Raw genomic sequence first — 25,800 nt, forward strand, 5'->3', positions numbered from 1 at the left:
CCGCGGGAACAGGCGGAGCCGGCCTGGGGACGCCGAACACCCCTTTTGGAGGTCAGACGTCGATCCCGCCCCCACGCACGAGATTTTGAGCGCCAAGCGCCCATTTCCCTCGCAAAGCGCCCCGACGAAACCATATTCGGCCCTTCACGTAGTCGTCCTGAAACAGTCGAGGGATGTAGTCGCGGCCAGAACATCGGGAGGCCGTGCCATGTCCACCATCAAAAACGGCAGCGCCGGATCGGAAAGCTGGGATCCCGCGCTCTGGTCCATCGGGACCGTACTCGGCGCCGCAATCGTCTACCTCGCCTGCTTAACCTGACAAACGTGAGTGAGAGCCATGTCCCAGACACAGGCTAAAATCCTCCAGGAAAAGGCGGAAATGTTCGAACGCCGCGCGGAAAGCGCGACCGATCCCATCTCAAAACAGCATTACAAGGAGATGGCGGCGCATTATCGGTCACTGGCGGTTGAACATCTTGAGGTCCACCGCGACGAACCGGCACACTAGTCCCCGCATCTTATGCGGGGCGAACGGCCGGTTCGGCGGAGAGCTTGCTCATCAGCCCAAGCAGTAAGCCACCCCGCGTCGCCGACGGACGCCAAAAACCAACCTGTAGCCCCACACCTCGAGAATTTGAGATTTGTGTCGCCTCCGGTATCGTGGACCTCGGATTCCGAGGCAGACCGGCTGGTCGCCCGCCGTACCAAACAAGAAGACCAAGAGAACCCGGGGGGCGCAGCATGGATTTCATTGAAGCCAATGGCGCAGGCCTGCGCTGCGAGCTGAGCGGCGGCGGCGACCGCACGCTGGTGCTGGTTCACGAAATGGGCGGCTCGCTCGAAAGCTGGGACGACGTCGCACCGCAGTTTGCGAAATCGCGCCGCGTGCTGCGCTATGACACCCGCGGCGCTGGAATGTCGCAAAAGGTGCGCGGCGAACTGACCCTCGATACAATGGCCGACGACATCGCAGCCCTGCTCGATCATTTTGGGATCGCCGGCAAGGTCGCGCTGGCGGGGATCGCCGTCGGAGGTGCGATCGCCCTGCACTTCGCGGCCCGATACAAGGAGCGCACCAGCACCGTTGCGGCCGGCAGCCCGGCCACCGGTATCGCAGCGGAGCGCCGCGCGGCGGCACTGGAGCGCCTCGCACGGATCGAAGCCGCCGGCATGGCGGTCGCGGTCGAGGATTCGATGTTGAACGGCTATGCCCCGGAGCTTCGCGGTGACATCGCCCGGTTTGAGCGCTTCCGGGCGCGATGGCTCGGCAACGATCCCTCAAGCTATGCAACGATCTGGCGAATGCTGGCGGCAGCGGACATGCAGGACGAACTCGCCAGGCTGACTTGTCCGGTCCTCGTGATCGGCGGCAGCCTGGACCGCGTGCGCCCGCCGGCGCTGGCGGAACGCGTGGCCAAGACCATCCCCGGCGCCCGCTACGTCGAAATCCGCACCGGGCACTATATGTCGGTGCAAACGCCCGACCTGCTCTTCGATTGCATCGACGAGTTCCTGAGATCCGTCGGTGCCTGATCGAACCTGACGATCCCCCCAACAGCCCCAAGGCCTCCCCACATGAATCCGCAACCCGCGCACCAGATTCCCGGCGTCTATCATCGCAGGATCGGAGACATCGTCGTCACCACAATCAGCGACGGCTATCTGGACGGCACCCTCGACGTGATGCGCAATATCGATCTCGAAAAAGCGCGTCAAATCCTGACGGACTCGTTCCGGCCGGCACGGCGAACCAGTGTCAACACCTTCCTGATCCATTCGAAGGGACGCATCGCGATCATCGACACCGGATCGGGCAACTATTTACAGCCCACCGCCGGCTTCGTTCAGCGCAACCTCGCTTCGGCCGGCATCGATCCGAAATCGATCGATACCGTCTTGCTGACCCACATGCATCCGGATCATTCAGCCGGCCTGACTGACATGTCGAACGGGCAGCTTCTGTTTCCGAACGCCGAACTTGTGATGCACGAGAACGAACTGGCGCACTGGTTCGACGACGGCGCGATGGCGAAGGTCGACGAGCGGTCGGCACAACTCTATTTTCTGGCCGGCCGCGAACAGGTCGCGCCCTACAAGAACAGGACGCGGTTGTTCAGTGAGGGCGAGGTGTTTCCCGGCGTGACCGCGATACCGAGCCTCGGGCATACGCCGGGCCACACCGCATATCTGATCGCGTCCGCCAAGGATCAGCTGATGATCTGGGGCGATACGGTGCACGTGCCGGAGGTGCAGACCGCGTTTCCCGAAGCCGGCATGGCCTTCGACACCGATCTCGCCGCGGCCGCAGCCGCGCGAAAACGCATGTTCGACCGCGTCTCCGCCGACGGCATTCTGATTGCCGGGATGCACCTGCACTTCCCGGCGTTCTCACGGCTGGCCCGGCGGGGTGAAGCCTATGCGCTCTATCCTGAAGCCTGGGTCCACACGCTATAGCGCGTTGACCCTGGCGAGCCGCGAACGCCCCCCGCCGCCGCACTACCCGCCCAGCGCACCCAGCCGCGCCAGCGCGGCGCCCGCGAGCGCACGCGTCAGCTCGGCCGCCGGCAGGTCGCGGCCCATCCGCACCGCCTGCCCGGCCCAGAGATTGGTGAAATCGACCTTGCCGAGCTTTTCGGCCGCCGCCTTCAGCGGCCCAAGCGCGGTGGCGGCGTGCGGGAACGCCGGCGCATCCGCCGAAATCGGCCCGACCTCGCGCATGACCCGGTTGGTGACGCCGCGCGCGGGACGGCCCGTCATGACATTGGTGATGACGGTGGAATCGTCATGCGCCTGGGCCAGCGCCGTGCGCGCCGCCGCGATTACCTTGGATTCCGGACAGCGCAGATAGGCGCTGCCGATCTGCACGCCGGATGCGCCGAGCGCAAACGCCGCGGCGATGCCGCGCCCGTCGGCGATACCGCCGGCTGCAATCACCGGCACCTTCACTGCATCGACCACCTGCGGCACCAGCGCAAACGTGCCGGGCTGCTGGGCAATGTTGTCGGTCAGGAACATGCCGCGATGGCCGCCCGCCTCCGCGCCTTGCGCGATGATGACGTCGGCGCCGTGCTCCTCCAGCCAGATCGCTTCCTTCACAATGGTCGCTGACGACATCACGATCGAGCCGGCCGCCTTGACGCGACGGACCAGCGCCGGATGCGGCAGGCCGAAATGGAAGCTGACCACTTCCGGCTTCAGCTCCTCCACGACGGCGCACATCGCCTCATCGAACGGCGCGCGGTTGGCGGCGTTGACCGGCGCGGCGGGATCGAGACCGAATTCCTTGTAATAAGAACCAAGCCTGGCCTTCCAGCCGGCCTCACGCGCGGCGTCGGCATCGACAGGCGTGTGGCAGAAGAAGTTCATGTTGACCGGCGCCGGGACGCGCTGGCGGATGATGTTGACCTGCTCGCGCGCCTTCTCGGCCGTGATCATCGCACACGGCAGCGAGCCCAGCGCCCCGCCCTGCGCCGCCGCGATCACCAGCTCGGCGTCCATGATGCCGGCCATCGGCGCCAGCACGATCGGAAATTCGGTCTTGAAGAGGTCGATGATCCGGCGGTCTGGCCACATGGTTTCTGCTCGCTTGAATGAATTGAAGGGGCGTGAGGGTCAGGCGGCGATGGAGTTGCGCCGTCCGTTCAATATCTGGTCGGCCTCGGTGACGAACCTGTCAACGATTTCGGCCGCCGGTGGGATATCATGAATCAGCCCGACGGCTTCGCCCGCGATCACGGCGGCGATATCAAAATCGCCTGCGGCCTTCGCCGCCGCATATTCGGCGGCGACCGCGTTGACGTTTTGCAGAAGCTCGACCTCGCGCCCCATCCAGCGCCGCGCATGATCGTTGATCAGGCAGCGGCCGGTAAAGGGTGCCGGCCAAACATTATTGCGCGAGAGATCGAAGATGATGCCGCGGACGCTGTTGCCGCTGGTCGCGGCGCAGATGCGCCGTTTCGCTTCCTCTGGGCCGTCGCATTCCTGACTGGCATAGAAGCGCGTGCCAAGCAGCACGCCGGACGCCCCCAGCATCATCATCGCGGCGAGCCCGCGGCCGTCGCCGATGCCGCCGGCAGCCGCGACCGGTACCCGGCCGGCTGCGAGATCGACGATCGCCGGCACGATGTCGATCGTGGTGCGCGACGCGCCATGGCCTCCGGCCTCGGTTCCCTGCGCGATCAGAATGTCCGCGCCTGCATCGAGAGCCTGCCGCGCCATCGCTTCGTCCTGCACCTGGCAGATCAGCAGCACGCCCGACGCCTTGATGCGCGGCGCAAAGGGCTTTGGATCGCCGAACGAAAGCATGATCGCGCGCGGATCAGCTTCAAGCGCGACGTCCAGCAGCGCCGGCTGTTTCGCAAGGCTCCAGGTGATGAAGCCGATGCCGAAGGGATCGGAGACATCGGCAAGCTTGGCTGTCTCCTGCTCGAGCCACGCTTGGTCACCATAGCCGCCGCCAAGAATGCCAAACCCGCCGGCGGCGCTGACGGCTGCGGTGAGACGCGCCCCCGCGATGACGTCCATCGGCGCCGACAGGATCGGATGCTGGATGCCCAAACGGGCGGTCAACGGCGTGGCGATTGGCATGTCCATTCCCTGAAATCTGGACAGCGACATTAGGTCGAACTATCATTCTCTAAAAATGAATACTAGAGAACACTGGCATCTCAAAAATGAAACGGAACGCCCCATGGAGTTGAGCGATCTCCTGACCTTTTCGACGGTTGCGCGGCTGGGCGGCATCACCCGCGCCGCCGACGAGCTCAACACCGTGCAGTCCAACGTCACCCAACGGATCAAGGCGCTCGAAGCCGAGATCGGCACCGCGCTGTTCGAGCGGCACAGCCGCGGCATGACGCTGACCGGCGCCGGCCGCCGGCTGCTGCCCTACGCGCAGCGGATGGCGGCGCTGTCGCGCGAGGCTCTTTTGGCCGCGCGTGACGATGGCGAACCGAAGGGACCGCTTGCGATCGGATCGATGGAAACCACGGCCGCCGTTCGCCTGCCCACCCTGCTCGCCGAATTCCATCGCCGCTTCCCGCAGGTGCGATTGAGCTTGCGGACGTCGACGACCGCCGAGCTGGTGGCGGGTGTGCTCAACGGTACGTTTGACGGCGCGTTCGTCGCGGGTCCCATCGACCACGCCGAACTCGAGGCGACGGTCGCCTTCCGCGAAGAACTGGTCTTGGTCACGGCGCGGCGATGGGCGAGCCTCGCCGCCCTGCGCGCAGGCACGCCGGAGTCCGGGCCGACCGCGCTGGTTTTCCGTACCGGCTGCACCTACCGACAACGGCTCGAGCAGATCTTCTCGGAATTCGGCTGGCCGTCTTCCGCGCGGTTCGAACTCGGCACGCTCGACGGCATGATCGGCTGCGTCGCCGCCGACATGGGTGTGACGCTATTGCCGCGCGCGGTCGTCGGGCGGAACGAAAGCGTGAGCATCCACACGCTGAGCCCGGCGCAGTCCAAGGTCGAGACGCTCTTCATCACCCGCCGCACTGCCCATCAATACAGCGCCCTGCAGGGCTTTGCGTCCTGCCTGAGCGGCAATGGCGAGGTTATTGCCGCCTGGCATACCAGCGCCGCAGCGCGACGCCGGCCCAGATCGCCTCGACCAGCCCGAACGGCCAGGCGCCCTGCAGAAATCCGTAGATCGAGCCGAGCGCACAAGCGCCGGCGAAGGCGAGAATGAACCAGTGGCTGCGGTCCTCCAGCGCGTAGGCCACCAGCATCGCAGTCACCGCCAGCAGCCCGAACAGGCTCAACGCGTCCATCGTCATCTACCCGCCAAAACTCCAGCGCCACAGCGCAACGACGGCACTTAACCAACAAAGATGCGTTCGACCAGCCAGTAGGTGCCGATCGCCGCCACCGCCAGCGAGGCGATGCGCGGGGTCAGCCGCGCGCCGCGACCGCGCGATAGCCACATCAGCGCCGGCAGGAAGACGACGACGAAAATTAGTTGCCCGATCTCGACCCCCACATTGAAACCCACCAACCCACGCACCAGTGTCGCCCCCTTCAGGCCGAGCTCGCCAAGTACGGAGGCAAACCCGAAGCCGTGCACCAGGCCGAAACTGAAACTCCAGATCCACCGCCTCCTGTCGGGCTCGGCCGCGAAAAGATTCTCCAGCGCGACCCAGACGATCGTAGCCGCAATCAGCGGCTCGATAATGCGGTCGGGAATCGTCACAATGCCCAGCGCGGCGACCGACAGCGTTACGCTATGAGCCAATGTGAAGGCCGTGACGATGCGCACTACCGACCACGCACCTCGCGCGGTGGCCAGCAGCGCGACCAGAAACAGCAGATGGTCATAGCCGGTGAGAATGTGCTCGATGCCGAGCTTGACGAAGTCGAACCAGCCCGTCGCGACGGTGCGGTCGATGTCCACAGTGACGAACCTCGATTCCTCCCCGAAGATCACCTGCCGCTCGCCGCTCGGCGTGCGAAGATTGCCGAGGGTTTGGTAGTGCTCGCCCAGAAAGGCGCGCCAGTCCTCGGTGATGTCGAGACGGCCATGGGAAGAGTCGCAGGTGAAGTCGATCTCGATTGTTGCGCGGGTCTCGTTGGTGCCGGCGCCGCCAATGCGCACTCGTCCGGCCCGGCAGCGTCCGCCGTCGAGGTCCACTATGACGCTCCTGCGCGCCGCTTCGGCCACCGCTTCCGCCGCTCCACGGTCACCACTGGCGGCGGTGGTGAGGATCGCCGCCGAGGCCGCCGGCAGTTCAGGCAAGGCGAGCGAGAGCGCGTAGAGCATCCGGCCGCCAGTGAATTCGATGCGCAATAATCCGGTGGTGGTTACGTGCGCAAGCGCGCCGCAGCAGCCAATAAGCGTCAGCCAGAGGAGTACCCATCGCGCGAGCCTCATCGTCACGGTGCGCCTCCCGCCCGCTCCCATTCTTCGACAACGAAGGCCGGCAACAGTGCGACCTCCTGACTCCCGTCAAGCCTCGCATAGTGCGACAGGCCGATCGGATTGGTGCCGCCGAACGAAATCGCGAACACCGAAGCGCCGGGGCCGCTGACAATGACGCGCAGCCGGGGTGGCGCGAGACCGAACTGCGCCACGCCGACCCGAGCGACTTCCGCCTCGGTCAGGACGCGGTCCGGTCCCGAGTTTCGAAGCAGCTTGAGCGCGCTGTCGAGGCGCGCCTCGAAGCCTGCAGCGGCTGCGCCCTGCGTTGCGCGCCAGCCGGCTTGCGTGCGCACGAAATGCCAATGGCCGCGCGAGGCGGTTACATCGACCTCCCGCACGTCCTCTACCGCAATCGTCATCAGCCCCTTCGGCACGTAAGGCTCAAACCCCGGACCACCACGTCCGCCGGTAAACGCCAGTGCCGCGAGGAAACCGGTCGCGCCGAGCGCGGCAGCTGCCCAGGCCAGCCGGTTCATCGCCGCCACCACCACATTGCGCTGCCGGCGAATGCTATCAGCCCGGGAATAAGCAGCACTGTGACCAGGAAGATGCCGCGCATCTGTTCGCCCGTGAGCGAGACCGTGGGGAGCACCTCGACCGGCGGTTTCATCGCCGGCGCTCTTTCCTCACGCGTCAGCCACGCGATTCCGGCCAGCACGGCATCGGAGTTGGCCAGATAGGGAAAGAAGGAATTGGAGGCGAAATCGGCATCGCCCGCGACAATCAAGCGAAAGGCCGCTGCCGCCGATCCCTGCAATCGCCCCTCGGCGGCGATCGCGATGATCTGCGAGGCGCGCGGGCCGGACTTGGCCTTTGTCCGGTCGCCGAGACGATTTGCGATGACATAGCTGTCGGCGCTGCTGGCGGCCAGTGGCGTCACTTTGACGCCCGGGACCGGCAAGGCCTCCAGCGGCCGCGCGCCGGGATAGAACGATAGCGCCAGCCCACGCGTGGCAGGGTGGGAACCGTAGCGCGATACGGCAATCATCTGCTCGTCGGTGAAGTAGTGCTCGGTCGGATCGACGATCACGCCGTCACGCGCTGCGATGCCGGCGCTCGCAAGCAGCGCCGCGATGCTCTCGTCGAGGGCGTAATCCGGCTCGATCAGGAACATCGCAGAACCGCCGCGCTCCAGATAACGGCGCAGCACGTCAGTTTCGCCGGGGCTGTAGCGGGTCCGCGGGTTGGCTTCGACCATCGCCGCACAATCATCCGGGATCGGCTGGCCCGTGGCGAAGGAGACCTTGCGGGCGACCAGGCCGAGCTTCTCGATGGCACGCCTCAGGCGGCCGAGACCGTGCTGTTCCATCAGCACCACACCGGTGCCGGAGGCGTCATGGCTGTGGTTGTGGGCGCCTTCGAAATGCGTATGGAACTCAAAATTGTCGATGTCGTATTCACCATGACCCGACGCGAAACAGATCACCACCTCGCGGGTGCGTAGCAGCCTCAACACGCCAAGCGCGATCTCGCGATCGTCGGTGGTGATGACTTCGACGCGGCGTTCGTCAAGCCGCAGGACGGCGGAATTGTAGGTTCGGACGCCCTGGCTGCTGGCCAGCGCCGGATTCTGGTCGGCGTCGATCAACTGCACGCGAAAATTCCCGTTCAGCCGCTCGAGCTGCCGCAGCATGGCGCCCAGCGCGCGAGCGGCCTGATTCTGCTTCTGGTAGAAATAGACCACCTCGATGCGCTCGCTGAGCCTGCGCACGACCTCGCGCGCCTCCGCCGACGGCGTGAAGGCCTTTTCGCGGGTGAGATCGAGATGGGCGTCGTGGCGGAAGAGCGCCACATTGGCGAGGATCGTGACCGCCACGGCGGCGACGGCGACAAGCGTGGCAGACGCAATGCGGCTGGCGAAGGCCAGCCGCGCCGGCACCTTCAGCCCGGCCGCAAACAGCACCGCCAGCGCGAAGACTACTCCGGCAAACCAGCCCAGATTGATCCAGTCGAGCGATTGCAGCGGCTCGAGCAGATTGTGAAGAAAGCTCGTGTCCTCGGCCGGCAGGTCGTTCGAACCTTGCTGGTCGCTCATCGCTGCGCAAGCCCCCAGGTGGTGAGGAAAAGCGCAAGCATGCTCGCGGTGACGAAGTAGCCGATGTCCGACAGGAACACCGAGCCGCTGACCATCGGTTTGAAGTGGCCTATCAAAGAGAGGTTGATTGCAAAGCTGTCGAACGGAGGTGGCAGAAGATAGGACACCGAATCGGCAAACCAGAGCATCAGGAACGCGCCGATCGACAACGCCGCGGCCACGACCTGGCTCTCGGTAATGCTCGACATCAAGAGACCGACGGCGACCAGCAGCGAGGCATGGAGCGCGAGCGCCAGATAGCCGGCATAGATCGGTCCCCAATCCGGTTCGCCGTAGCGGCCGAGGATCACAGCGTAAATGAGCGTCAGCGCGAAAATCCCGAGCACGAGCGTCAGCGTCGCGGCATATTTCGCCAGCACGACCGAGAGCTCGCGAACCGGCGCGGTAAGCAGCAATTCCAGCGTTTCCGACCGCCGCTCTTCGGCGAATGTGCGCATTGTCAGCACGGGAACCAGCAGGATCGACAGCACATACATCTGGTGAAAGATGTATTGGAGGTTCGCTACCTTGGTGACGAACAGCGTCAGGCTGAACGTATAGCCCAGCACGAGCAGGAACACGGCCGCGACCGTATAGCCGATCGGCGACGTCAGCGTCGCGTTCAGTTCCTTGGCAAATAGGATGCGCAGCGTTCTCATGTCAGCGACAAAAACCAGCTCTCGAGATCCGGGGTGTCCGCCATCGCCTGGACGCCGAGCAACCGGCCGTCGAGCATTACTGCCACGCGGTCGGAAGTCTTCTCCACCTCGCTGAGGATATGCGAACTCATCAGCACCGTGTGGCGTCCGGCCAACGAGCGGATCAGCTCCCTCATTTCGATGATCTGGCGGGGATCAAGTCCGTTGGTCGGCTCGTCGAGGATGAGGATATCGGGATCGTGGATCAGAGCCTGGGCAAGCGCTGCCCGCTGGCGATAACCGCGTGACAGGGCCCTGGTCGGCTTGTCGACGACAGCGCCCAATGCGAGCCGGTTGACCACCCGCTCCACGGCGGCGGCGACCGCCCGTTCGGGCAGCCCGCGAAGCCGGGCCATGAATGCGAGGAATTCGCCGACGCGCATCTGGCGATAGAGAGGTGCCGATTCCGGCACATAGCCGATACGCCGTCGCACCGCGAGCGAATCGCGGACCGTATCGAGGCCTGCCACCGTGAGCCGCCCGGCGGAAGGCAACAGGTAGCCCGCAAGCAGCCGCATGAAGGTGGTTTTGCCCGAGCCGTTCGGTCCCAACAGGCCGAACACCTCGCCGCGGCGGATGTCGAGCGTCAGCCGGTCAAGTGCCGTGACCGAGCCGTAGCGTTTGCTTACGCCGACAGCCGAAATGGCAGGAATATCCGTCGCTCGGGTTGGCGCATTATCCCGCAGCGCCGCGTCGATTGACGAGATGGTCATGCAGCGTCCCGAAAGAGCAGCGCCTGTCCAGCGGACAAGCTTGCTGCCGCGTCGCTTCGGCGGGCTAACCTGGAATCTGGCACGGGCGCTCCACCTGGCACAGCCCGCGCCGACTCAGCTTTCAATCGTAGAATTCGGGCGCTTTCTTCGTCGCCTTGAAGATCTCCGGATCGTGCCCGTAGAAAATCTGCGCGTTATTGGCGTCGCGTACCAACCGAACGCGCTGATAGCTGCGATACGCATCGCCCGGATTGACCGTCCCCGGGATCGGCGGGATCAGGTTCTTGTCGAGGTTTTCTTTCAGATAAACGACGTCACTCGTCAGGATGACCGTACCCGTCTTGGGCAGTTTGACGGTCACGAACTGGCTGCCGGGAGTATGGCCGGGAGCACGCATGACGCGCACCGAGCCGTCGTCGAACAGATCCAGGTCGCCATTGAGCCGGATGATGTTCATTTTCTTGGTGTCGGCGAAATCGCCCGGAATGTAATAGACGGAGAAGCCGACATCCGGCCACCAGGCGGCCTTCAGCTCGTCGTCCTGGGTGACGAGGGTAGCATTCGGAAACTGGCCGACATTGCCGCCATGATCGAGATGCAGGTGGCCGACCACCACGTATTTGATATCGTCGGTCTTGAGGCCGATTTTGGCAAGCTGCGCCGGAATGGCGTCGTCCTTGGTCATCTTGAGGCCGAAGCCCTTGGCCAGCGGTCCCCACCATCCCTCGGGATCGGTGATTGTCTTGTCGTTGTTTCCGGTGTCGATGATGACGTTGCCCTTGGGATGCTTGAGCACGTAGAAGCTCACCGGTGCCCAGTCGATATTGCCTTGCCCACCCATCTGCAAGGCAGCCTTCGGGAAGCCACCCAACGAACCGGATGTGAAGACGTAGAGTTTGGGGCCCTCTTGTGCGGGAGCCGGCGCGGCCACGGCCGCAAGACCGAGCGCGATAGCTAGACTTAGGGCAACATGCTTCATCGTCATAGCGTGTCCTCCTTTGCCTTCGTTTTACGGGCTGTCTGTGCAGCCACTATGCGTCGCCCCGACGCGGTCGAGGCCAGCCACCTGAGAATAGATTGGGCTTCGCCAAAAGCAAGTTGGGAATGCCATTTGAAAATAGGCCCACTCTCGGTCAACGCCGCCTTTTGCCGGCCTTTTTCTCGGCCTTCCGCACCTCCGTCTGACTGCGATAGGCCTTCGCCATACTCAAAAACCTTGGGAGGCCTCGGCGTCTCAGGCGGACCGCGCCATCCCGCCGACATAATTGGCAACGCGGCAAGGCGGAAAGCATCGCGTACAACGGTGGGAGCGGAGTCGAGACGACCCCCACCCGGGGGGTGAAGTGTGCGCTTTGCCTGACAGGCATAGCGCGTGTTAAGCGGGGCAATGCCCGCCCCCATCCTTCCCCTGATCGAAGCCGTGACGCATTGGCCCGAGCGTGGCGCCCTGATCGGCCTCGATCTCGGCACCAAGACCATCGGCGTCGCCGTATCCGACCCCGATCGCCGCCTGGCGACCGGCGTCGAAACGCTGCACCGCAAGGCGTTCAAGGCCGACGCGGCACGGCTGCTGGCGATATCGGGCGAACGCAACGCAGTCGGCTTCGTGCTCGGCCTGCCGATCAATATGGACGGCAGCGAGGGCCCCCGCGCGCAATCGACCCGCGCCTTTGCCCGCAATTTCTCCAACCTCACAGGGCTTGCCATCGCGCTATGGGACGAGCGGCTCTCGACCGCCGCCGTCGAGCGCGAGCTGATTGGCATGGACGTCAGCCGCGCCCGCCGCGCCGAGGTGATCGACGAGCATGCCGCGATTTTCATCCTGCAGGGCGCGCTGGACCGGCTGATGAAGCTGCGCGGGGATCGCTGAGCAATGGCGGTCGTCATTGCGGCGCTACTGCCGGTGTTTCTGCTGATCGTGCTCGGCTTCATCCTGAAGCGGACCTTGATACGGCCCGAGACGCAATGGCACGGGCTGGAACGGCTGACCTACTACGTATTGTTTCCGCTGCTGCTGATCCAGACGCTGGTGAAGGCCGACCTCACCAAGGTGCCGGTGGCCGGCGTCGGAGGCGCGCTGCTGCTGTCAGCGCTCGCGATGTCGCTGCTGTGCCTTGCGCTGCGTCCTCTGCTCGCCCGGGCCGCGGTCGATGGCCCCGCCTTTACCTCGATCTTCCAGGGCGCGACGCGCTGGCAGACCTATGTGGCGCTGGCCGTCTCCGGCAGCCTGTTCGGCGACCTCGGGCTGGCGCTGGCGTCCGTCGCGATGGTCGCCATCATCCCGCTGGTCAACATCGTCAGTGTCGCGGTGCTTGCCCATTACGCCTCGCCGGAAAAGCGCTCGGCCGGCTCCATTGTCGTGACGGTGGTGAGCAATCCCCTGATCTGGGCCTGTGCGATCGGGCTCGCGCTCAACGTCACGCACATCCCGCTTCCGAAATTATGGCACGAGGTGGCGGACGCGCTCGGCCGCTCCTCGCTCGCCATCGGGCTGCTGGTGACCGGCGCCGGCCTGCATCTCGAAGGCCTGTTCCGGCCGAGCCTCGCCGCCGGCGTCGCGGTGTTCCTCAAGCTGGTGCTGATGCCGGTGATCGCGGTCGCGTTGGCGTTAAAATTTGGACTTGCCGATTCCAACCTCGCCGTCGTGACGGTCTGTTCAGCGGTGCCCGCGGCGTCAAGCGCCTATGTGCTGGCGCGGCAAATGGGCGGCGACGCGCCGCTATTGGCGCAGATCATCACGCTGCAGACCATCTTGGCGGCGGTGACGATGCCGGTCGCGATTGCGCTGGCTGCGATGTGCTAGCCGGAGCCGGCCAGCCAGAAGGTCTGAATGGTCGCGGCCGAATTGTTGATGCCGTGCAGGACGATCGTCAGCCAGGTCGAGTTGGTGCGATAACGCAGATATCCCAGCAGCAGGCCGATCGAAAACACCTCGCCGAAAAAGAACCAGTCATACTGCAGATGCAGTGAGGTCCAGGCCAGCGACGACAGGAAGATGGCCCCGGCGACGCCGAGCTTTGATTCCGACCAGCCGCGGTAGAGAAATCCGCGCGAGAATATCTCTTCCCACATCGGCGCGGCGACACAGAACGCGATCACCAGCAGCCACAGCGCGCCGTCGGCCTGGGCGGATTTCAGCACGTCGCCCATGAAGCCCGGTGTCACCTCGCGCCCGAGCGCCCGCGACAGCAGGTCCCAGCCGCCGACGAGGATGGCGAGCGCCGCGACGCCGATCAAGAAATTGCGCCATGAGGTCCAGCGCAGCGCCAGATAATCGGTAAAGGAAATGCGCGTTGGACGGATCGCGATCCATGTTGCCAGCAGCACGGCGGGCAACCCCAGGATGACCGAGAGCGAGATGGTCAGACCGCCGCCGACGACATGGATCGCTGCGGCGACGTCGAACGATCCCTGCCGCAGCACAAAGTAGATGATGACCGCGACCTGGCCGAGAAACATCGCAGCGAAGATGAACAGGCCCCACAGCACCGTACCCCAGAATTTCCAGACGCGTGGCGGCCGGTCAGGAATCGCGGGCGGAACTGCAACAGCACTTGCGGGCGTAACGGAATCCATCAGATCGCTTTCTCGGTGTCGTCATGCCCGGCCTTGTGCCGGGCATCCACGTCTTCGCACGGAGACAAAGACGTAATGGCCGGGCCAAGCCCGGCCATTACGGATGAGACATATTCACGGCAGCGCGTGCTCCAGCAACCCGCGGATGTCTTCGCTCGCCAGATCGACCGCCCCGTACATGCCGGCGTGATTCCCGGCAAGGCGGGTAGCGGCGAACAACTGCGCGTGCTGCGGCGACACCGCATTGAGCGCGGCAGAAGCCGCCAGCAGCGCCAGCTTCTCGACCGCCAGCCGCGCCACACGCTCGCTGTCGGGCCGCCGGAACGCCTTGCCGATGAACGCGGTTGCCTCCCCCGCGCCCGGCAATCCGAGCGTCTCGCCGGTCAGTTCATGCACGATGCTGGACGCCACTTCCGGCTCGCGCGACAGCGCGCGGAGGACGTCGAGGCACATCACATTGCCGGAGCCTTCCCAGATCGCATTGACCGGCGACTCCCGGTAATGCCGCGCCAGAATGCCCTCCTCCACGTAGCCATTGCCGCCGAGGCACTCCATTGCCTCATAGAGAAAGCCCGGCGCGCTCTTGCAGACCCAATATTTGATGGCGGGCGTCAGCAGCCGCATATAGGCGGCTTCCTTGGCGTCAACGGGCGCACGGTCGAACGACCGGCACAGCCGCATCACCAGCGCGACTGACGCCTCGACATGCAACGCCATGTCCGACAGCACCGCCTGCATCAGCGGCTGATCGGCGAGATGTTTCTGGAACACGCTGCGATGCCGCGCGTGATGCAGCGCATGTGCGAGGCCCGAACGCATCAGACCGGCGGAAGCAATCGCGCAATCCTGCCGCGTCAACTGCACCATCTGGATGATGGTGCGGATGCCCTTGCCCTCGGCGCCGACGCGCTCGGCATAGGCGCCGTGAAACTCGACTTCGGACGAGGCGTTGGAACGATTGCCAAGCTTGTCCTTCAGCCGCTGGAACCGGATCGCGTTGATCGAGCCATCAGGCGCAAAGCGCGGCATCAGGAAGCAGCTCAGTCCCTCCTCGGCCTGCGCCAGCACCAGGAAGGCGTCGCACATCGGCGCCGACATGAACCATTTGTGGCCGGTGATGCGGTAGACATCCCCGTCGCGCTCCGCCCGCGTCATGTTGGAGCGCACGTCGGTGCCGCCCTGCTTCTCGGTCATACCCATGCCGAGCGTCATGCCGCGCTTGCTCCACCACGGCGCAAACGCCGGATCGTAGGATCGCGTGCCCAGCACCGGCATCACCCTGGCCAGCAGGTCGGGCTGTTCCGCCAGTGCGGCGACGGAGGCCCGCGTCATCGTGATCGGGCAGAGATGCCCGGTCTCGACCTGCGCGGCCATGTAGAATTTCGCCGCTCGTATCACCTCGGACGCGCCGCCGGCCGGCTTGCCCACGGCGTCCCAGGTCGAATTATGCACGCCGGCATGCGCACTGTGCGCCATCAGTTCGTGATAGGCCGGATGAAACTCGACCTCGTCGCGGCGGTTGCCGCGGGCATCGAAGGTGCGCAGCTTTGGCGTGTTCTCGTTGGCGACGCGGCCCCGCTCCGCCATCGCCGCCGAGCCCCAATGCTTGCCGAACTCCGACAACTCGCTTTGTGCCGACGCCCCGCCATTGGCGGCGACCGCCTCGGCCAGCGGCCGGTCGACCGCATAGAGATCAATGCCCTCGAACGGCGGCGACTGGTTGAAGACCTCGTGGGTCGCAAATGTTACCTGGCTCATGGCTGGTCCTGGAACCGTGAATCACTTCCGCGGTGTAATCGGAAAATCATAGGCCTGCCCGCCGGCTCCCGGCAGCGAAAAGTGCCACCACTCCTTCGAATAGTTTACAAATCCTCGCCTCGCCATCAGCATAACCAGCTTCTCCCGCCAGCGGCGCTGGGCTGCCGTGATGGATTTTGCCCCCGTGTGCGACTTGACGTCGGAACAATCGTAGCCGGTGCCCATGTCAACGCTACCGTCCGGCGCGCGAAGGTTCACATTGGCGGTGCAGTCGCCATAGTCCTTGGTTGGATCGAAGGTGGCCGAGTTATCGGCTTTCAAGTCCACCAAAGTGAGGTCGAGCGCGGCGCCGGTGGAATGGCCGGACCGTTCGGCGATGTAGCCGAGCCGAAACAGGTCGGCCTTGCTGAACGCCGGATTGTAGCGCTTTCCTGCCACCGTCTCCTTGCCGTCGCGCGACCACGCCACCATGTCGGCAACCGCGCGCGCCGGCCGGTAGCAGTCAAACATCTTCAGCGACAGGTTCTGCAGCGCGAGCTCTTCCTGAACGCTCTTCAGCAGCGCGCCCACTTCGCGCTTCACCACGCATTCAGCGGCTTGATACCCCTTGAGGGAACGGCCGACGAAATTGTTGGCGCCGGCGTAACGCATGTCCTGGATGATGGTCGGATCGATTTCGCGCAAATAGACGAAGCCGGCAGGCAGTTTTGGCGCCTGCGCGGCGGCGCTCGCCAGGCAACCCGCCGCGAATATCGCCGCGAGGGCCATCGGTCTTCCGGCACCCCTCCCGGCGATCGCCAATGCCCGCAACATGATCCGGACGGATTGAATGAAATGCCGCACGTTCTTCATGGCCTGATGCATCCCGGCCACCCTAGCGGAAACCAGCGGTACGGAACACCGGCAGGCGCCGTTTACCCTGCCGCCGAAGCGCTGGTGGATAAGTCCGGACGCGGGATTTGACGCTTGCCCTGCATGGCATCTCTGCCTATAGCTCTGGCTTTAATGACCCCTGCATCGAAATCGACCTTCGTCCTCGGGCACCGGCATCTGCTGGGAATCGAGGGGCTTTCCGCTGCCGATATTACCGGCCTGCTCGACCTTTCCGAGGAATATGTCGAGCTCAACCGCCAGGTGGACAAAAAGCGCACCAGTTTGCGCGGTCGCACCCAGGTGAACCTGTTTTTCGAGGCCTCGACCCGAACCCAATCCTCGTTCGAGCTGGCGGGGAAACGGCTCGGCGCCGATGTCATGAACATGTCGGTCTCCCAGTCCTCGATCCGCAAGGGCGAGACGCTGATGGACACGGCCGTGACCCTCAACGCCATGCACCCGGATATCCTGGTGGTGCGGCACCACGCCTCCGGCGCGGTGGAACTTCTGGCGCGCAAGGTTGACGGTTCCGTGATCAATGCCGGCGACGGCGCCCACGAGCATCCGACCCAGGCGCTGCTGGATGCGCTGACCATCCGCCGCAACAAAGGCCGGCTGGAAGGCCTCGTGATCGCGATCTGCGGCGACGTGATGCATTCCCGGGTGGCTCGCTCCAATATCCTCTTGCTCAACACCATGGGCGCCCGCGTCCGCGTCGTCGCCCCCTCCACGCTGCTGCCGCGCGGCATCGAGCGGATGGGCGTCGAGGTCGCGCGCGACATGCGCGAAGGCCTCAATGGCGCCGATATCGTGATGATGCTGCGGCTGCAGCGCGAGCGGATGAACGGCTCCTTCGTGCCGTCGAGCCAGGAATACTTTCATTATTTCGGTCTCGACCAGAAGAAGCTCGCTTACGCCAAGCCGGACGCGCTGGTGATGCACCCGGGACCGATGAACCGCGGTGTCGAGATCGACTCGATCGTGGCGGACGGCGCACAATCGCTGATCCGTGAACAGGTGGAAATGGGAGTGGCGGTGCGGATGGCGGTGCTCGAAGCGCTCGCCCGCAACCTGCCGAACGCATAAATCATGCTGACTGACCGACGCCCCATCCTGCTTGCCAATGCCCGCGTCGTCGATCCCTCCAGGGATTTCGACGGCCCCGGCGACGTCCTGATTGCCGACGGCACGATCCGTGACTCAAAGCGCGGCATCGGCGCGGCCGGCGTGCCCGAAGGCACCGACATCATCAATTGCGCCGGCAAGATCGTCGCCCCCGGCTTGATCGACATGCGCGCCTTTGTCGGCGAGCCCGGCGCCAGCCACCGCGAGACGTTTGCCTCTGCCAGCCAGGCAGCTGCCGCAGGCGGTATCACCACCATCATTTGTCAGCCCGATACCTCGCCTGTCATCGATAATTCGGCGACCGTCGATTTCGTGCTGCGCCGCGCCCGCGACACCGCGATCGTCAACATTCACCCGATGGCGGCGCTGACCAAAGGCATGGGCGGCGAGGAGATGACCGAGATCGGGCTGCTGAAAGCCGCCGGTGCCGTGGCCTTCACCGACGGCGACAGGAGCGTCACCAACGCGCAGGTGATGCGCCGGGCGCTGACTTACGCGCGCGATTTCGACGCGCTGATCGTGCACCACACTGAAGACCCCAATCTGGTCGGCGAAGGCGTGATGAACGAGGGCGAATTTGCCACCCGGCTGGGCCTGGTCGGCATTCCCAACGCCGCCGAAGCCGTAATGCTGGAACGCGATATGCGGCTCGTGGCGCTGACCGGCGGGCGCTACCACGCGGCCTCGCTGAGCTGCATCGAGTCGCTGGAAATCCTCAAGCGCGCGCGCGACGCTGGCCTCTATGTCAGCGCGTCGGTGTCGATCAACCACGTCACGCTGAACGAAAACGACATCGGCCCCTACCGTACCTTCCTGAAACTGTCGCCGCCGCTGCGCACCGAGGAGGACCGCCTCGCGCTGGTCGCCGCCCTCGCCTCCGGATTGATCGACGTCGTGATGTCCGATCACAATCCGCAGGACGTCGAGGTGAAACGGCTGCCGTTCGCGGAAGCCGCTGCCGGTGCGGTCGGGCTGCAAACCATGCTGCCGGCGGCGCTGCGGCTGATCCATAGTGGCGAGATGAATTTCAAGACGCTGATCCGGGCGATGTCGACGCGCCCTGCGGAACTGCTCGGCCTGCCTGGCGGCTCGCTGCGCGCGGGGTCCCCGGCCGACGTCGTCGTGATCGATCCCGATACGCCCTGGGTGCTCGATCCCGCCGATCTCAAATCGCAGTGCAAGAACACGCCGTTCGATGAAGCCCGCTTCTCGGGGCGCGTCGTGCGTACTATTGTGGGCGGGCGGACGGTCTATGAACATGTCTAGCGCGCAAGACACGCCGCGGTGGGAGCAACGGTGATGACGACGGCTGCATTCCTCGTGCTCGCGCTCCTGGTCGGCTATCTGCTCGGCTCGATCCCGTTCGGGATGGTGCTTACCAAGCTTGCCGGCACGCAGGATTTGCGTTCGATCGGTTCCGGCAATATCGGCGCCACCAACGTACTACGCACCGGCCGCAAGGGCCTCGCCGCGGCGACGCTGATCGGCGACATGCTCAAGGGCACGATCGCGGTGGTAATCATGGGCTACTACGGCGGTCCCGATGCGGCGATGCTGGCGGCGCTCGGCGCCTTCCTCGGCCATCTGTTTCCGGTCTGGCTCAAATTCAACGGCGGCAAGGGCGTCGCCACCTATATCGGCGTGCTGATCGGCCTGTTCTGGCCGGCAGCTCTGATGTTTTGCTTGATCTGGCTGGCGACCGCCTTCACCACGCGCTATTCGTCGCTCTCGGCATTGGTCGCCGCGTTCGTTACGCCGCTGTTCCTGTGGTGGTTCGGCCACCCCGCGCTGGCATCGCTGTTCGTCGTGCTGACATTGCTGCTGTTCTGGAAGCACAGCGAAAACATCAAGCGGCTGCAGGCCGGGACCGAGGGACGGATCGGGGCGTAGTAGGCGTGACTTGTTGCGGAGGCAAGCGGCCGATCAAGCCGCCTCGTCCTCGCGGGTCGGGCGGATCAGTATCTCGGCAGAAATCCCGAGTTGCTCATGCAGCCGCCGGATCATATCGATTGACAGGCTGCGCCTGCGGTTCATGACTTCTGCAACCCGCGCGCGAGTGCCAATCAACGGCTCGAGATCCTTGCGGCTAAGGCCTTGCTGTTCCATCCGGAACTGGATCGCCTCGATCGGATCCGGCGGATCCATGGGATAGTGCTTCGCTTCGTAAGCGTCGATCAGGGTCGCCAGCACGTCGAGCCGATCGCCCTTCGCTGTCCCGCTCTTTGCGCCCCAAAGACGCTCAACCTCGGCAAGTGCGTTCTTGTAGTCCGCCTTGGTGCGGATCGGTTTTAGTTCAGTCGCCATATCGCACCTCCGTCACGTCGATCCTGTCGTAGGCTTTATGCGTGCCGATCCATTTGATCCAAACGATGCCCTTTTCGAAATCGACAGCCACTGCAAGTCGATAGTCATTGCCTTTTATGTTGAAGACGATCCGCTCAGCGCTGACGACACTTGCCGTGGCATAGCGACGCTTGACCTCCGCGGTGCTCTTCCACGAAGCCTTGCTCACTTCGTCGAACCATGCATCCAGCGCCGCTTTTACCGCTGGCTGATCCTTCCTGCCGGACAGGCCCTGGACGAACTCTCGCAATGTCCGGCGAGCAATAACCCTCATTCCTCATGATATATCATGGTCCCATTATGGGAGCAACAGGCTTGTTGCCATTTCATTTCCGCGCCAGAGCCTTCTCCACAAATCGCGCTGCCGCCAATGCTTCGGCATCGGCGCCATATCGCGCAATCACCTGCACGCCCACGGGCAATCCGCCTTCCGCGACGTGCGCGGGAATATTGATGCAAGGCACCCCCATCAGCGTCCAGAGGCGGTTGTAACGGGCGTCGCCGGTCGAACCCAATCCCTTGGGAGCCGCACCCGGCGCTGACAGGGTCAGCAGCACGTCCACCTCATCGAACACTGTTGCCAGCGCATGCCGCGCGCGGCTCGTAACGCCCGTCGCTGCGTCATAGTCGGCCGGTGTCAGGCCCCTGCTCTCGTCCAGCCGTGCGCGGAGCAGCGGGGCCATCGCGTCGTAGTTTTCGCGGTATTCCCAGGCGAGCGCCTGATGCGCCTCGAATTCCTGGATCACTGGATGCACGCGCCACGCCTCCGCAATGATCTCAGGCAAATCAAGCGCCCGCACCGAGGCTCCGGCGCGTTCGGCTGCCTTGGTCGCAATCCGCAGCGCCTCCCCGCCTGTCGCCTCCGGGCTACCCGCAAAATCCTGCGTCACGACACCGATGCGCGGGGTCGGAATGCTGGACGGCAGCAGCAATTCGACCCGGCCCGTCATCGCGGCAAGCCCGCGCGCCACGTCATCGACCCTGGCCGCGAACAGACCGACGGTATCGAGCGTCCACGAATAGCATTTGACACCGACCGTCGGCAGCAAGCGGTAGGACGGCTTGATCGCAGCCACGCCGCAGAATGAGGCCGGCCGGATCACCGAACCGCCGGTCTGCGTTCCCAGCGCGAGCGGGATCATGCCGGCCGCCACCGCCGCCGCCGACCCCGATGACGATCCGCCGGGCGTATGACCATGATTGTGCGGATTGAGCGTGGGCGTCGGATCCACGGAGGCGAACGCCGTGGTCGTGGTCTTGCCCACGATGGTCGCGCCCGCCTGCTTCAGCATCATCACCACGGCCGCATCGCCGCGCGGCCGAAATCCCCGGTAGATCGGCGAGCCCATTTCGGTCGGGAAATCCGCCGTATCCATGATGTCCTTGATGCCGACCGCCATGCCGCGCAGCGGCCCGGCGCTTTGCGCGCGAGGATTTTCATCCCGACAAACGAAGGCGCCGATGGACTTTTCATGCGCACGGGTTGCTTCGAGCGACTGCGCGATCGCAGCGTCTGCGGAAAGGTCGCCGGCATCGATGCGGCGCTGAAGTTCGGCGAGCGAGATCATGAAGGCCTTCCTGTGGTGACGAGGCAGGTTACGGAGGGCCTTGGCATGGAGCAAGCGTAGCGCCCATCACAATCAAACTGGTTGATTGCAATCTCCGGTTGGGCAAAGCTGTATCCGCATGCATGACCGGACATCCCATACGCTTCACCTCTCCGATACGGACCGGATCGACCGCTTGCGGCTGATCCGCAGCGACAATGTCGGCCCGCGCACCTTTAACTCGCTCATCGCCCATTTCGGCAATGCGCGCGCGGCGCTGGAGCGGTTGCCCGATCTGGCGCGGCGTGGCGGCGCCGCGCGTTCAGGGCGCATCTGTAGCGAGGAGGAAGCGCGGGCTGAGATCGCTGCGGCGAAAAGGATCGGCGTCACGCTGGTCGCACCGGGTGAAGCCGCCTATCCGCCGCGGCTGGCGACACTTGAGGATGCGCCGCCGCTGCTCGGCGTGCGTATGCGCGCTGCGCCCGACGTCCTGATACGGCCGATGATCGCGATCGTCGGCTCGCGCAACGCCTCCGGCGCCGGTTTGAAATTCGCCGGCCAATTGGCGCGCGATCTCGGCGACGCCGGCTTCGTCGTCATCTCAGGCCTGGCGCGCGGTATCGATCAGGCCGCGCATCGCGCGACGATCGAAAGCGGCACGGTCGCGGTGCTGGCGGGCGGCCACGACCGGATCTATCCGGCAGAGCACGAGGAGCTGCTGGCCGCCCTGCTCGATCAAGGCGGTGCGATCTCGGAAATGCCGCTTGGCCATGTGCCGCGCGCCCACGATTTTCCGCGGCGCAATCGCCTGATCTCCGGCGCGTCGCTCGGCGTCATCGTGATCGAGGCCGCGCACCGCTCGGGATCGTTGATTACGGCACGGATGGCGGCCGAACAGGGCCGCGAGGTATTTGCGGTGCCCGGCTCGCCGCTCGATCCGCGCGCCGCCGGCACCAATGACCTGATCAAGCAGGGCGCGGCGCTGGTCACCGAAGCCAGCGACGTCATCAACGCCCTTCAGCCGATCCTGGAGCGGCCGATCGTGCTCGAGGCGCGTGAAGGCGATGACGAGCCGCTCGATTTCGACATCGATCCGGGCGTACGCGAGCGCATCGTCACGCTGCTCGGACCTAGCCCGGTCAGCCTCGACGATCTGATCCGGATGTCGGGGCTTTCAGCCACCATCGTTCGCACGGTGCTGCTCGAACTCGAACTCGCCGGACGGCTGGAGCGCCATGGCGGTGGCCTGGTGTCGCTGCTCTAACCCTTCTCATTGCGCGCGTCGAAACTGGTCCGCGCGCCCTCGATCTCCGGCAGGTGTTCGAATGCCCATTTGCCGAGCGCCTGCACCGGCTGCGCCAGCCCGCGGCCGAGATCAGTGAGTTCATAGTCGACCCGCGGCGGGATGGTCGGAAAGATCGTGCGCGTCACCAGCCCGTCGCGCTCCAACCCGCGCAAGGTGAGCGTCAGCATCCGCTGCGAGATGCCGCCGATCGTGCGCTTCAGCTCGTTGAAGCGCATCGACCCGTCGATCAGCATCATGATCACCAACACGCTCCACTTATCGCCTACCCGTGCCAGCACAGAAGCCACCGCGCGGCAGTTGCCCTCGGCATGCGGGCTCGGAGGCAGGGCAGGCACATTCTTGTGCTCGGGTCTCATCGATGTGCTCGGGTGTAAAAAATGTGCGTTCTTGCGGGGTTTTGCCACAGTCACTCATATAGCGCCAGTTACAAATCTATACCGAAGGTGACATCAACCATGAAACTTCTGCACATCGACTCCAGCGTTCTCGGCCCCCACTCCGTCAGCCGCCAGGTTTCCGCCGCCATCGTCGAACGGCTGCGCCAATCCACGCCCGGCCTCGAAGTCAGCTATCGCGATCTCACGCTGACGCCGCTGGCGCATCTCACCGGCTCGCACCTCGCCGCTGGCCAGGGGGCGCCCCCGGAAGCTTCGCTGCGCGAGGATCTCGCCGCCGGTCAGGCCGTGATGGAAGAGTTTCTGGCCGCAGACGTCATCGTGCTCGGCGCGCCCATGTACAATTTTACGATTCCGAGCCAGCTCAAGGCCTGGATCGACCGCATCCTGGTCGTCGGCAAGACGTTCAAATACTCAGCGCAAGGCCCCGAAGGTCTGGCCGGCAACAAGCGCGTCATCGTCGCGATCTCGCGCGGCGGCTTTTATGGTCCGGGCACGCCGGCCGCGGTCGGCGAACATCTCGAAACTTACTTGCGCTGGGTGTTCGGCTTCATCGGCATCAAGAATCCGGAATTCATTTCCGCCGACGGCATCCAGGTCGGTCCCGAACATCGTGAAAAAGCCGTGGCCGGCGCGCTGAAAGCCGCAGGCGATCTGAACGCCGCCTGAGTTTGGGGCGAGAGCGGTTGCCGTCACCTGACGCGACGGCAGCCGCTCAAATCAGAAGACGCCGTGCATGCGGAGGAGCACGACAATCAAGGAGGCCAGGAGGCCGACCCCGGAAAACAGCGCGATCGAAACAAATTGCGCTGTGTCCGAATTTTGCGACGCCGACGAAGAGATGCCAGCGGTTTTCGGCATGACGGCTCTCCAGTTCTTGGTGGTCAAAAAACTCCTGTCCCTGAAATGTCCGACAACCAAAGCCGGGGTTCAATGCGCCTTCTGGCTCAGCGCCAATCCGCCGCAGGTGCCGAAGCCGGCCGGCAACCGATGATAGATGCCATCAGAACCTCCGACCGGCTTCGAAATGGCTGAAACCTGTCTCACCCCCGATAGATCGGCGCACCGCTCGGAGAGGCCGTGGCGCCGCCGTCGACGAACAGTTCCTGGCCCTGCACATGGGCAGAATCGTCTGACGCCAGGAACAGGACCGTCTTCGAGATATGATCGGGTTCGCCGATGCGCCCGAGCGGCGTCGAGAGCGCGATCCGCTTCTCGAAAGCCCTTTCGGCTTCCGGGGTTGCGATCGCAGCTCCCCAGATCGGGGTACGGATCGCGCCGGGCGCCACGACATTGACGCGGATGCCGCGCGGCGACAATTCCGAGGCCATGATCCGCGCCATGGCCCGCACGCCGGCCTTGGCCGCGCCATAGGCCGAATAGCCGGGGATGCCGAGCACGGAGATGACCGAGCCGTTGAGAATGATCGAGGCGTTGTCGTTGAGATGCGGCAGTGCGGATTGCACGGTGAAGAACACGCCGGTGAGGTTGGTGCTGATGACCTTCTGAAATGCCTCGATATCAGTCGCGCCCAGCGGCGTGCCGCCGGCGATGCCGGCATTGGCGAACAGGATGTCATACTTGCCGAACTTTTTGGCTCCCTTCCCGATCGCAGCGTCAGTGGCGGCGACGTCTGTCGCGTCCGCCACGACCGCGACCGCGTTCGAGCCCAACTCCGCGGCGACGGCATCGAGCGTCGCCTGATTTCGCCCGGTGATGACGACGTTGGCGCCCTCGGCCACGAACAGTCTTGCGGTCGCCAGCCCGATGCCGCTGTTGCCCCCTGTGATCAACGCCGTCTTGTTCGCCAGCCTCATGGCCGCCTCCAATGGTTGCATTATTAAACTAGATTGCCTACCTAAGGCGTCTGGTTTTATAATGCAACTACACAAGGCCGTGATCGCCTCTCAATCCCGCCTGGAGTTTGCGATGGTGAAAAGGACGAGTTTTGAGCACGACGATTGCCCGATCGCGCGCTCGCTGGATGCGATCGGCGACTGGTGGTCGATCCTGATCATCCGCGAGGCGCTGTTCGGGGTCAGCCGCTTCGGCGAATTCCAGAAAAAACTGGGGCTGGCCAAGAACATCCTCACGGTGCGGCTGCGCGCGCTGGTCGATCAGGGCATCCTGAAGACCGCGCCCGCCTCCGACGGCAGCGCGTATCAGGAATATCTGCTGACACCGAAGGGGCGTGGCATATTCCCGATCCTGGTCGCCTTGCGGCAATGGAGCGAGGAGTTCGATGAGCGCCCGGAAGAGATCGCCACCATCCTGGTCGATAAGGAAAAGGGCCGGCCAGTTCGCAAGCTCGAACTCTATTCGCAGGATGGGCGGCTATTGAGTGCGGGCGATACCGCGCTAAAGCAGCGGCCGACAGGGAAGCAACGCAAGCGTGTTACGGCGTAGAGGATTGGCATCCCACATTCATCACGGCAGAGCTTGTCCCGGCCAGCCACGTCTTTTCTTGCACGAT

29 protein-coding genes and 1 pseudogene are annotated in these 25,800 nt (G+C 64.5%); 12 read left to right on the forward strand and 18 right to left on the reverse strand.

Annotation, left to right across the window (positions count from 1 at the left end; all coding sequences use genetic code 11):
- Positions 1 to 379 precede the first annotated feature (379 nt).
- The 3 genes from JQ624_RS39380 to JQ624_RS25770 all read left to right on the forward strand — a co-directional run bounded on the left by JQ624_RS39380 (position 380) and on the right by JQ624_RS25770 (position 2,454).
- On the forward strand, positions 380 to 508 hold the full coding sequence (locus tag JQ624_RS39380; protein ID WP_283816966.1) for a hypothetical protein: 129 nt from the start codon (positions 380 to 382) through the stop codon (positions 506 to 508).
- 233 nt (positions 509 to 741) lie between these two features.
- On the forward strand, positions 742 to 1,533 hold the full coding sequence (locus JQ624_RS25765) for an alpha/beta fold hydrolase (protein WP_212421719.1): 792 nt from the start codon (positions 742 to 744) through the stop codon (positions 1,531 to 1,533).
- Between the two features lie 42 nt (positions 1,534 to 1,575).
- Positions 1,576 to 2,454, forward strand: coding sequence for an MBL fold metallo-hydrolase (locus JQ624_RS25770; protein ID WP_212421720.1), 879 nt, complete (start codon positions 1,576 to 1,578; stop codon positions 2,452 to 2,454).
- 42 nt (positions 2,455 to 2,496) lie between these two features.
- Here JQ624_RS25770 and JQ624_RS25775 read toward each other — a convergent pair whose 3' ends face one another.
- Complete coding sequence (locus JQ624_RS25775) at positions 2,497 to 3,573, reverse strand: nitronate monooxygenase family protein (RefSeq protein ID WP_212421721.1); 1,077 nt, start codon at positions 3,571 to 3,573, stop codon at positions 2,497 to 2,499.
- Between the two features lie 39 nt (positions 3,574 to 3,612).
- Entirely contained in the window at positions 3,613 to 4,617 is a 1,005-nt protein-coding gene (locus JQ624_RS25780; protein WP_283816967.1) for a nitronate monooxygenase family protein, read from the reverse strand.
- A gap of 73 nt (positions 4,618 to 4,690) precedes the next feature.
- Between JQ624_RS25780 and JQ624_RS25785 the strand changes: the two are divergent.
- A pseudogene (locus JQ624_RS25785) lies at positions 4,691 to 5,569 on the forward strand (LysR substrate-binding domain-containing protein); the annotation flags it as partial.
- Here JQ624_RS25785 and JQ624_RS38745 read toward each other — a convergent pair.
- The 7 genes from JQ624_RS38745 to JQ624_RS25815 all read right to left on the reverse strand — a co-directional run bounded on the left by JQ624_RS38745 (position 5,559) and on the right by JQ624_RS25815 (position 11,389).
- Positions 5,559 to 5,774, reverse strand: a complete 216-nt coding sequence (locus tag JQ624_RS38745) for a hypothetical protein (RefSeq protein WP_249130085.1) — start codon at positions 5,772 to 5,774, stop codon at positions 5,559 to 5,561. The pseudogene JQ624_RS25785 and the gene JQ624_RS38745 overlap by 11 nt on opposite strands.
- A gap of 47 nt (positions 5,775 to 5,821) precedes the next feature.
- A complete protein-coding gene (locus JQ624_RS25790; protein WP_249130086.1) occupies positions 5,822 to 6,871 on the reverse strand; it encodes a HupE/UreJ family protein in 1,050 nt (349 codons plus the stop codon).
- 2 nt (positions 6,872 to 6,873) lie between these two features.
- Positions 6,874 to 7,395 carry a hypothetical protein gene (locus JQ624_RS25795; protein WP_212421725.1) on the reverse strand — a complete coding sequence of 174 codons (522 nt, stop codon included), beginning with the start codon at positions 7,393 to 7,395 and terminating at the stop codon, positions 6,874 to 6,876.
- The gene (locus JQ624_RS25800; RefSeq protein WP_212421726.1) at positions 7,392 to 8,954 is read right to left on the reverse strand and encodes a Gldg family protein; all 1,563 of its coding nucleotides are present in this window, start codon (positions 8,952 to 8,954) and stop codon (positions 7,392 to 7,394) included. The genes JQ624_RS25795 and JQ624_RS25800 overlap by 4 nt, the downstream gene beginning before the upstream one ends.
- Positions 8,951 to 9,652: an ABC transporter permease gene (locus JQ624_RS25805; protein ID WP_212421727.1), complete on the reverse strand. Its 702-nt coding sequence runs from the start codon at positions 9,650 to 9,652 to the stop codon at positions 8,951 to 8,953. Before JQ624_RS25805 ends, JQ624_RS25800 begins: the two co-directional genes overlap by 4 nt.
- Complete coding sequence (locus JQ624_RS25810) at positions 9,649 to 10,404, reverse strand: ABC transporter ATP-binding protein (protein ID WP_212421728.1); 756 nt, start codon at positions 10,402 to 10,404, stop codon at positions 9,649 to 9,651. Before JQ624_RS25810 ends, JQ624_RS25805 begins: the two co-directional genes overlap by 4 nt.
- Before the next feature lie 121 nt (positions 10,405 to 10,525).
- The gene (locus JQ624_RS25815) at positions 10,526 to 11,389 is read right to left on the reverse strand and encodes an N-acyl homoserine lactonase family protein (RefSeq protein ID WP_212421729.1); all 864 of its coding nucleotides are present in this window, start codon (positions 11,387 to 11,389) and stop codon (positions 10,526 to 10,528) included.
- Between the two features lie 402 nt (positions 11,390 to 11,791).
- Here JQ624_RS25815 and ruvX point away from each other — a divergent pair, with 402 nt between their 5' ends.
- Together ruvX and JQ624_RS25825 are read left to right on the forward strand one after the other, a co-directional pair.
- Positions 11,792 to 12,274 (forward strand): Holliday junction resolvase RuvX, encoded by a 483-nt coding sequence (gene ruvX, locus JQ624_RS25820; RefSeq protein ID WP_212421730.1) that lies wholly within the window; start codon positions 11,792 to 11,794, stop codon positions 12,272 to 12,274.
- Positions 12,275 to 12,277: 3 nt separating this feature from the next.
- Positions 12,278 to 13,207, forward strand: a complete 930-nt coding sequence (locus tag JQ624_RS25825) for an AEC family transporter (RefSeq protein ID WP_212421731.1) — start codon at positions 12,278 to 12,280, stop codon at positions 13,205 to 13,207.
- Here JQ624_RS25825 and JQ624_RS25830 read toward each other — a convergent pair.
- From JQ624_RS25830 to JQ624_RS25840, 3 genes are all read right to left on the reverse strand, one after another.
- Positions 13,204 to 13,980, reverse strand: a complete 777-nt coding sequence (locus JQ624_RS25830; RefSeq protein WP_212421732.1) for a CPBP family intramembrane glutamic endopeptidase — start codon at positions 13,978 to 13,980, stop codon at positions 13,204 to 13,206. The two genes, JQ624_RS25825 and JQ624_RS25830, sit on opposite strands and share 4 nt — an antisense overlap.
- Before the next feature lie 114 nt (positions 13,981 to 14,094).
- A complete protein-coding gene (locus tag JQ624_RS25835) occupies positions 14,095 to 15,738 on the reverse strand; it encodes an acyl-CoA dehydrogenase family protein (protein WP_212421733.1) in 1,644 nt (547 codons plus the stop codon).
- A 21-nt stretch (positions 15,739 to 15,759) separates the two neighbouring features.
- Positions 15,760 to 16,506, reverse strand: coding sequence for a M15 family metallopeptidase (locus JQ624_RS25840; protein ID WP_212421789.1), 747 nt, complete (start codon positions 16,504 to 16,506; stop codon positions 15,760 to 15,762).
- A gap of 237 nt (positions 16,507 to 16,743) precedes the next feature.
- Here JQ624_RS25840 and JQ624_RS25845 point away from each other — a divergent pair, with 237 nt between their 5' ends.
- Genes JQ624_RS25845 through plsY form a run of 3 tightly spaced genes read left to right on the forward strand, consistent with a single transcriptional unit; the run spans position 16,744 to position 19,626 of the window.
- Entirely contained in the window at positions 16,744 to 17,697 is a 954-nt protein-coding gene (locus JQ624_RS25845) for an aspartate carbamoyltransferase catalytic subunit (protein WP_159012754.1), read from the forward strand.
- A 3-nt stretch (positions 17,698 to 17,700) separates the two neighbouring features.
- Positions 17,701 to 19,002 (forward strand): dihydroorotase, encoded by a 1,302-nt coding sequence (locus JQ624_RS25850; RefSeq protein WP_212421734.1) that lies wholly within the window; start codon positions 17,701 to 17,703, stop codon positions 19,000 to 19,002.
- 33 nt (positions 19,003 to 19,035) lie between these two features.
- Positions 19,036 to 19,626 (forward strand): glycerol-3-phosphate 1-O-acyltransferase PlsY, encoded by a 591-nt coding sequence (plsY, locus tag JQ624_RS25855; RefSeq protein WP_212421735.1) that lies wholly within the window; start codon positions 19,036 to 19,038, stop codon positions 19,624 to 19,626.
- A gap of 33 nt (positions 19,627 to 19,659) precedes the next feature.
- Here plsY and JQ624_RS25860 read toward each other — a convergent pair whose 3' ends face one another.
- Genes JQ624_RS25860 through JQ624_RS25870 form a run of 3 tightly spaced genes read right to left on the reverse strand, consistent with a single transcriptional unit; the run spans position 19,660 to position 21,647 of the window.
- Positions 19,660 to 20,040, reverse strand: coding sequence for a type II toxin-antitoxin system HigA family antitoxin (locus JQ624_RS25860; protein WP_212421736.1), 381 nt, complete (start codon positions 20,038 to 20,040; stop codon positions 19,660 to 19,662).
- Complete coding sequence (locus JQ624_RS25865) at positions 20,030 to 20,353, reverse strand: type II toxin-antitoxin system HigB family toxin (protein WP_212421737.1); 324 nt, start codon at positions 20,351 to 20,353, stop codon at positions 20,030 to 20,032. The genes JQ624_RS25860 and JQ624_RS25865 overlap by 11 nt, the downstream gene beginning before the upstream one ends.
- Before the next feature lie 52 nt (positions 20,354 to 20,405).
- Positions 20,406 to 21,647, reverse strand: a complete 1,242-nt coding sequence (locus JQ624_RS25870; RefSeq protein ID WP_212421738.1) for an amidase — start codon at positions 21,645 to 21,647, stop codon at positions 20,406 to 20,408.
- A gap of 118 nt (positions 21,648 to 21,765) precedes the next feature.
- Here JQ624_RS25870 and dprA point away from each other — a divergent pair, with 118 nt between their 5' ends.
- Positions 21,766 to 22,890 (forward strand): DNA-processing protein DprA, encoded by a 1,125-nt coding sequence (gene dprA / locus JQ624_RS25875; protein WP_212421739.1) that lies wholly within the window; start codon positions 21,766 to 21,768, stop codon positions 22,888 to 22,890.
- Here the strand turns inward: dprA and JQ624_RS25880 are convergent.
- Positions 22,887 to 23,288, reverse strand: coding sequence for a helix-turn-helix domain-containing protein (locus JQ624_RS25880; RefSeq protein WP_212421740.1), 402 nt, complete (start codon positions 23,286 to 23,288; stop codon positions 22,887 to 22,889). The genes dprA and JQ624_RS25880 overlap by 4 nt on opposite strands.
- Positions 23,289 to 23,387: 99 nt before the next feature.
- Here JQ624_RS25880 and JQ624_RS25885 point away from each other — a divergent pair, with 99 nt between their 5' ends.
- Positions 23,388 to 23,996, forward strand: a complete 609-nt coding sequence (locus JQ624_RS25885; protein ID WP_212421741.1) for an FMN-dependent NADH-azoreductase — start codon at positions 23,388 to 23,390, stop codon at positions 23,994 to 23,996.
- A gap of 51 nt (positions 23,997 to 24,047) precedes the next feature.
- Here the strand turns inward: JQ624_RS25885 and JQ624_RS25890 are convergent, their stop codons facing one another.
- Positions 24,048 to 24,215, reverse strand: coding sequence for a hypothetical protein (locus JQ624_RS25890; protein ID WP_212421796.1), 168 nt, complete (start codon positions 24,213 to 24,215; stop codon positions 24,048 to 24,050).
- A gap of 155 nt (positions 24,216 to 24,370) precedes the next feature.
- Entirely contained in the window at positions 24,371 to 25,144 is a 774-nt protein-coding gene (locus JQ624_RS25895) for an SDR family oxidoreductase (protein ID WP_212421742.1), read from the reverse strand.
- Positions 25,145 to 25,256: 112 nt separating this feature from the next.
- Between JQ624_RS25895 and JQ624_RS25900 the strand changes: the two genes are divergently transcribed.
- Positions 25,257 to 25,733 (forward strand): helix-turn-helix domain-containing protein, encoded by a 477-nt coding sequence (locus tag JQ624_RS25900; RefSeq protein WP_212421743.1) that lies wholly within the window; start codon positions 25,257 to 25,259, stop codon positions 25,731 to 25,733.
- The last annotated feature ends 67 nt before the right edge of the window (positions 25,734 to 25,800 follow it).

Origin of the sequence: Bradyrhizobium sp. AUGA SZCCT0283, from assembly GCF_018130385.1 — a bacterium.
Lineage (GTDB): Bacteria > Pseudomonadota > Alphaproteobacteria > Rhizobiales > Xanthobacteraceae > Bradyrhizobium.